Annotated in this window: 6 protein-coding genes; 3 read left to right on the top strand and 3 right to left on the bottom strand. The window is 67.7% G+C overall.

The features are described 5' to 3' along the window. Positions 1-251: 251 nt before the first annotated feature. Positions 252-1,163, top strand: coding sequence for a hydroxymethylbilane synthase (gene hemC, locus N7573_RS22225; RefSeq protein WP_279913908.1), 912 nt, complete (start codon positions 252-254; stop codon positions 1,161-1,163). 114 nt (positions 1,164-1,277) lie between these two features. On the opposite strand, the gene N7573_RS22220 is transcribed toward hemC, so the two are convergent. Together N7573_RS22220 and N7573_RS22215 are read right to left on the bottom strand one after the other, a co-directional pair. Beyond that, positions 1,278-2,054, bottom strand: a complete 777-nt coding sequence (locus tag N7573_RS22220) for a DUF481 domain-containing protein (RefSeq protein WP_279943294.1) — start codon at positions 2,052-2,054, stop codon at positions 1,278-1,280. Between the two features lie 107 nt (positions 2,055-2,161). Continuing rightward, on the bottom strand, positions 2,162-2,764 hold the full coding sequence (locus N7573_RS22215) for a hypothetical protein (RefSeq protein WP_110713818.1): 603 nt from the start codon (positions 2,762-2,764) through the stop codon (positions 2,162-2,164). A gap of 81 nt (positions 2,765-2,845) precedes the next feature. On the opposite strand from N7573_RS22215, the gene N7573_RS22210 reads away from it, so the two are divergent. Together N7573_RS22210 and N7573_RS22205 are read left to right on the top strand one after the other, a co-directional pair. Next, positions 2,846-3,817: a YafY family protein gene (locus N7573_RS22210; protein WP_010481302.1), complete on the top strand. Its 972-nt coding sequence runs from the start codon at positions 2,846-2,848 to the stop codon at positions 3,815-3,817. A gap of 26 nt (positions 3,818-3,843) precedes the next feature. Next, on the top strand, positions 3,844-4,638 hold the full coding sequence (locus tag N7573_RS22205) for a MetQ/NlpA family ABC transporter substrate-binding protein (RefSeq protein WP_279913979.1): 795 nt from the start codon (positions 3,844-3,846) through the stop codon (positions 4,636-4,638). A gap of 96 nt (positions 4,639-4,734) precedes the next feature. Here the strand turns inward: N7573_RS22205 and glpK are convergent, their stop codons facing one another. Continuing rightward, positions 4,735-6,234, bottom strand: coding sequence for a glycerol kinase GlpK (gene glpK, locus N7573_RS22200; protein WP_279943295.1), 1,500 nt, complete (start codon positions 6,232-6,234; stop codon positions 4,735-4,737). Between the last annotated feature and the right edge of the window lie 8 nt (positions 6,235-6,242).

Here is a 6,242-nt window from a genome sequence, read left to right as displayed (position 1 = left end):
TTCTGCTTTTTTCTTTTGATCTTCCGTGGCAGACGCACACGGAAACTGTCAGAGGCAGGGCGGGGTGGGCTGCGCAGGGGCGTGAGCCGCATGGATGCGGCGACCGAGCTTACATGGACGTACTTGCAGCGGCCCCTGCGTGGTCCACCCCGCCCGGCCAAGCACGGCTGTTGCTTTCACGCCCCCCCCCAGCCAGCCACGAGGGGCTCCGCCGTTGGCCGTATCCTCGCCGAAGGCGCGATAATGACGGGATGGAAACCGTCCGCATCGCCACCCGCAAGAGCCCGCTCGCCCTCTGGCAGAGCGAACACGTCGCTGACCGCCTGCGCCAGGCCCATCCCGGCCTGCATGTGGAACTGGTGCCGATGAGCACCCGCGGTGACGAGGTGCTGGACCGCTCGCTGGCCGCCATCGGTGGCAAGGGCCTGTTCCTGAAGGAACTGGAGCTGGCCATGCTGCGTGGCGAGGCCGACTGCGCCGTGCATTCGCTGAAGGATGTGCCGATGGAACTGGATGAACCCTTCGCGCTGCCGGCGATGCTGACCCGCCACGATCCGGCCGATGGTTTCGTCTCCAACCTGTACGCCTCGCTGGATGCGCTGCCGATCGGTGCGCGGGTTGGCACCTCGTCGCTGCGCCGCCAGGCCCAGCTGCGCGCGCTGCGCCCGGACCTGGAACTGCTGGACCTGCGCGGCAACGTCAACACCCGCTTGGCCAAGCTCGACAACGGTGGCTACGACGCCATCGTGCTGGCCGTGGCCGGCCTGGAGCGTCTGGGCCTGGGCGCGCGCATCGTCGCGCGCCTGCAACCGCCGCAGTGGCTGCCGGCCCCGGCGCAGGGCGCGGTAGCGGTGGAGTGCGACGGTGGTAACGCGCGCCTGATGGCGCTGTTCGCGGGCCTGGATGACGCGGAAACGCGCGCCTGTGTGGAAGCCGAGCGGGCAATGAACCGCGCGCTGCATGGCAGCTGCCACGTGCCGGTGGCGGCGATCGCGCAGTGGCAGGGCACCGACCTGCACCTGCAGGGCCTGGTCGGCAGTGCCAGTGATGGCCGTGCGGTGCGTGCCGAGGCGATCGGCCCGGCCAGTGACCCGGAAGCACTGGGCCAGCGCGTGGCGACGATGCTGCTGGATGCCGGTGCCGGCGAACTGCTGAACGTCTGAGCCATCGCAGGTAGTGCCGGCCGCTGGCCGGCAACCTCTGCTCCGATTGAATGCAGTTGCCGGCCAGCGGCCGGCACTACCGAAAGAAGAACGGGCGCCTTCGGCGCCCGTTTCTTATTTGAATTTGTAGACCACGTTCATCGTGGTCAGCGTATCGGTCTTGCGCTTGTCCTCGGCCACGTCACTGTTGTAACGCGCCTGCCAGCCGGCCTTCAGCGCCAGATGTTCGTTCATGCTCACCGAAACACCGAAGTCGTTCTGGCCGAAGGTGTTGTAGGAACCCGACTCGACCAGCAGGGTGTTGACCAGGTCGGTGTTGTCGGTCAGCGAGTACTTCATGTCGAACAGGCCGCGGCCGATCATGCCGGTGCGGGTGCGGTCGTCCTCGGTGCTGTGGGTGCGGCGCACACCGGGGCCGATCTGCGCGTCGAACGAGAAGCGCTCGGTGTTCCACAGGCGGGTGCCGTAACCCAGACCGAACGAACTCTGGCGGTCGTAGGTGGCGAAGTCATCGCGTTCGGTACGTACCGTCGCGGTCAGCTGGCGGTGCTCGCCCAGCTGCAGCGCGCTGCCGGCACTGCCGGTGTAGCGGTTGGCGGTGGTGTTGTTGCGGCGGGTGGTGGTGCCGTCGTCGTTGGTCTCGTTCACCTTGGAGCTGGAGCGCAGGCCGAACAGGTCCATGCTGTGCACCCAGTCGCCGTCGGTGTAACGCAGGCGGAGGCGGCCGTTGAAGCTCTCGGTGCTGCTGTTGCCACGTGCCGAGGCGAAACCGAGCTCGCCGCCACTGCCGCTCCACGGCGAGGACATCGCCGCCAGTTCGGAGGCATCCTGCGCATACGCGAGCGGTGCGCACAGCAGCAGGGGGATCAGCAGGGACACGCGCAGGGACATCGGGGCTTCTCCGAAGCGGTTGACAGCCGGTGATGATACTGGAAGCGTGATGGCGGTCCGAATCGATCCAAACGGTTTCTTCAGCAGGCGTTGCCGCGATCGCCTATTCAGGGCAGATCGACGCGCAATGCCGGGTCGTTGAAGCGCGAATAGCGCAGGCGCAGCTGGAAACTGCGGCCATTGCTGCTGCCGCTGCGCACGATCTGCCGCGGCAGGCCCTGCGCATCCACCCAGTACTCCAGGCGTTCGCCGGGCTGGGCGCCGCGCAGCCGATAGTGACGGGTTTCGACCCCATCCAGCGACTGGCTGCCCAGATCCTCGGCCTGCAGGTCGGCGGGCAGGGCGTCGGCCGGCAACGGGTTGCGCCACTGCTCGAGCAGGCCCGGCGGGGTTGGCACCTGGCGGACCGCACCGTCGGCCTGCAGGAACATGGTGTCACCGATGATGGTCTGCGGCCCGGCCGGTGTCTGCACCCGGAAACGATCGGGGGCGACGAAGTCCATGGCGCTGCGCACCGGCTGTGGCGCGCCCAGCACCTCCAGCTCGGCGTGGAAGCTGCGCAGGGCTGCGAAGCGCTGGCTGGCGCCCAGTACCGCCTGCGCCGGGTCCGCGGCCGGTACCGGGGCTTCGGTACTGGCCGGTGCCGGTGTGCGATCGCAGGCGGCCAGCAGCAGGCAGGCCAGCAGGGACAGGGCAGGCAACCGGCGCATCGGGTGTTCCAGAGGGGTGGGGGCGAACACGATAGCCCAAACGTCCCACACAAGACCCGCGACTCGGACATAATCGGGGGTATGGACCGATACGAACGCATCACCGCCCTGCATCGTCTGCTCAAGTCCGCGCGCTATCCGGTGACGGTGGCGACCCTGCAGGACAAGCTCGGTTGTTCCCGCGCCACCGTCTACCGCGACCTGGCCTTCCTGCGCGATGCGCTGATGGCACCGATCGAGGGCGACGGCGAGGCGGGCTTCCGCTACCAGGCTGACGAGAGCGACCGCTTCGAGCTGCCCGGCCTGTGGCTGAGTTCGGAGGAACTGCATGCCCTGCTGGCCTCGCAGCATCTGCTGGCGCGGACCGGCGGCGGCGTGCTGTCGTCGGTGCTGGCACCACTGCAGCAGCGCATCGAGAGCCTGCTGGCGGCCCAGGCCGGCGTCTCCAGCTGGCCGGTGGACCGGGTGCGGGTGATTCCGCACCGTGGCCGCAAGTTCGATGAAGGCAGCTTCCGCAGCGTGGCTTCGGCGGTGCTGGAGCGCCGCCAGCTGGCGTTCGAGTACCGCGCCCGTTCCACCGACGAGCCGACCAAGCGCACCGTTTCGCCGCAGCGCCTGACCCACTACCGCGACAACTGGTACCTGGATGCTTGGGACCATGACCGCGAGGCGCTGCGCAGCTTTGCCGTGGATCGCATCCACAAGGCGCGGGTGATCGACAGCACCGCCCGCGACGTGGCCGACAGCGAGCTGGACGAGCAGCTCGGGGCCAGCTACGGCATCTTCTCCGGTGCGCCGAAGGGCTGGGCGACCATCCTGTTCAGCGCCAAGGCCGCGCGCTGGGTGGCCGACGAGCACTGGCATTCCAAGCAGCAGGGCCGCTTCCTGGCCGATGGCCGCTATGAACTGAAGGTGCCGTACAGCGTCTCGCGCGAGTTGCTGATGGACGTGCTGCACTACGGCTCGGATGCCGAGATCGTCGAGCCGGTGATGCTGCGTGAGCAGGCCAAGGCGCTGCTCGAGCTCGCCCTGAGCAACTACGACAACTCCTGACACTCCCCCCGAGAACCCTTCCGCCCATGAAAAAGACCCTGTTGCTGCCCCTGCTCGCCGCTGCGCTGGCCCTGACCGCCTGCGGCAAGTCCGGCGAGCCCTCGCAGAAGCTGGTGGTGGCCGCCACGGCCGTGCCGCATGCCGAGATCCTCGAGGTGGTCAAGCCGATCCTCAAGCAGGAAGGCGTGGACCTGGACGTGCGCGTGTTCAACGACTACGTGCAGCCCAACGACCAGCTGGTGCAGAAGCAGGTGGACGCCAACTACTTCCAGACCGAGCCGTACCTGGATGCCTACAACCGCGACCGCAAGACCGACCTGGTAAAGGTGATCGGCGTGCACATCGAGCCGTTCGGTGCGTACTCGCGCAAGATCAAGTCGCTGGCCGAACTGCGCGAAGGCGCCGACGTGGTGATCCCGAACGACCCGAGCAACAACAGCCGCGCGCTGATCCTGCTGCACAAGGCCGGTGTGATCGAGTTGAAGGATCCGACCAACGCGCTGTCGACCCAGCGCGACATCACTGCCAACCCGAAGAACCTGAAGTTCCGCGAGCTGGACTCGGCGATGCTGCCGCGCGTGCTGGGCCAGGTCGACCTGGCCCTGATCAACACCAACTATGCGCTGGACGCTGGCCTCAACCCGACCAAGGACGCACTGGCGATCGAGAGCAAGGATTCGCCGTACGTGAACTTCCTGGTCGCACGCCCGGACAACAAGGACGACGCCCGCGTGCAGAAGCTGGCCAAGGCCCTGACCAGCCCGCAGGTGAAGGCCTTCATCGAGACCAAGTACAAGGGCGCGGTGCTGCCGGCGTTCTGACGGCCGCTGGCCATGTGGTAGTGCCGGCCGCTGGCCGGCAATCTCCAGGCGCCCCCCAAACATCATAGGGTTGCCGGCCAGCGGCCGGCACTACCGTCAGTCGACGTGGAAGGCGAGGGTGGCCGCCACGGCCTGCTGCCATCCCGCATACAGTTTCTCGCGCCGCGCCACCTCCATCTGTGGCTCGAAGCGCCGGTCCAGGCCCCATTGCGCGGCGATCTGTTCGCGGCTGGTCCAGAACCCCACCGCCAGGCCGGCCAGGTAGGCCGCACCCAGTGCGGTGGTCTCGGTCAGTCGCGGCCGCAGCAGCGGCACGCCGAGGATGTCGGCCTGGAAACCGGCCAGGAAGTCGTTGCCGATCGCACCGCCATCGGCGCGCAGCTCGGTCAGCGCGATGCCGGCATCGGACTGCATCGCATCGAGCACGTCGCGGGTCTGGTAGGCCATCGACTCCAGCGCGGCACGCACGAAGTGCGCTTTGCGGGTGCCACGGGTCAGGCCGAACATCGCGCCGCGCACATCACTTCGCCAATAGGGCGCACCGAGGCCGACAAATGCTGGTACCAGGTAAGCACCGCCACTGTCGGGCACCTGCGCGGCCAGCGCCTGGCTGTCGCTGGCGCGTTCGATCATGCGCAGACCGTCGCGCAGCCACTGCACCACCGAGCCGGCGATGAAGATCGAGCCTTCCAGCGCATATTCCACGCGCCCGTCCAGGCCCCAGGCGATGGTGGTCAGCAGGCCATTGCGCGAACGCACTGCCTGCGCGCCGGTGTGCATCAGCATGAAACAGCCGGTGCCATAGGTGTTCTTGACCATGCCCGGCTGGAAGCAGGCCTGGCCGAACAGCGCCGCCTGCTGGTCACCGGCGATGCCGGCGATCGGAATCGGGTGATCGAAGAAGAACTGCGGCCGGGTATGCGCGTACACCGCGCTGGAATCGCGCACCTGCGGCAGCATCGCACGCGGGATGTCCAGCAGCGCCAGCAGGTCGTCATCCCAGTCCAGCGTGTGGATGTTGAACAGGAGCGTGCGCGCCGCGTTGCTGTAGTCGGTCACGTGCGCCTGGCCGCCGCTGAGGTTCCAGACCAGCCAACTGTCGATGGTGCCGAACAGCAGCTCGCCACGTTCGGCACGCTGCTGCGCGCCCTCGACGTGGTCGAGGATCCAGCGCACCTTGGTGGCGGAGAAATAGGCATCGATCAGCAGGCCGGTGCGCTCGCGGATCAGCGCCTCATGCCCTTCGGACTTCAGCCGCTCGCAGATGGCGTGGCTCTGCCGCGACTGCCAGACGATGGCGTTGTGGATCGGCTGGCCGGTGGCACGGTCCCAGACCACGGTGGTTTCGCGCTGGTTGGTGATGCCCAGTGCGGCGATGTGGCGCGGGTCGATCTGCCCGCGGCTGAGCAGTTCGGTCAGCGTGGCATAGACGCTGGTGAGAATTTCGCGCGGGTCATGCTCGACCCAGCCGGGGTGCGGGAAGATCTGCGCGAATTCTCGCTGCGCGCTGCCGACGATGTCGCCGGCGCGGTCGAACAGGATCGCGCGCGAACTGGTGGTGCCCTGGTCGATGGCCAGCACGTAGCGGGGCGTCATGCAGCGTC

This window comes from Stenotrophomonas sp. GD04054 (assembly GCF_029836955.1).
GTDB lineage: Bacteria > Pseudomonadota > Gammaproteobacteria > Xanthomonadales > Xanthomonadaceae > Stenotrophomonas > Stenotrophomonas maltophilia_A.
This window is presented reverse-complemented; position numbering and strand designations above follow the sequence as displayed.

Coding starts and splice junctions, on each gene's coding strand:
- N7573_RS22205 (WP_279913979.1), top strand. CDS start 3,844: ATGAAAAAGACCCTGTTGCTGCCCCTGCTCGCCGCTGCGCTGGCCCTG.
- hemC (WP_279913908.1), top strand. CDS start 252: ATGGAAACCGTCCGCATCGCCACCCGCAAGAGCCCGCTCGCCCTCTGG.
- glpK (WP_279943295.1), bottom strand. CDS start 6,234: ATGACGCCCCGCTACGTGCTGGCCATCGACCAGGGCACCACCAGTTCG.
- N7573_RS22210 (WP_010481302.1), top strand. CDS start 2,846: ATGGACCGATACGAACGCATCACCGCCCTGCATCGTCTGCTCAAGTCC.
- N7573_RS22220 (WP_279943294.1), bottom strand. CDS start 2,054: ATGTCCCTGCGCGTGTCCCTGCTGATCCCCCTGCTGCTGTGCGCACCG.
- N7573_RS22215 (WP_110713818.1), bottom strand. CDS start 2,764: ATGCGCCGGTTGCCTGCCCTGTCCCTGCTGGCCTGCCTGCTGCTGGCC.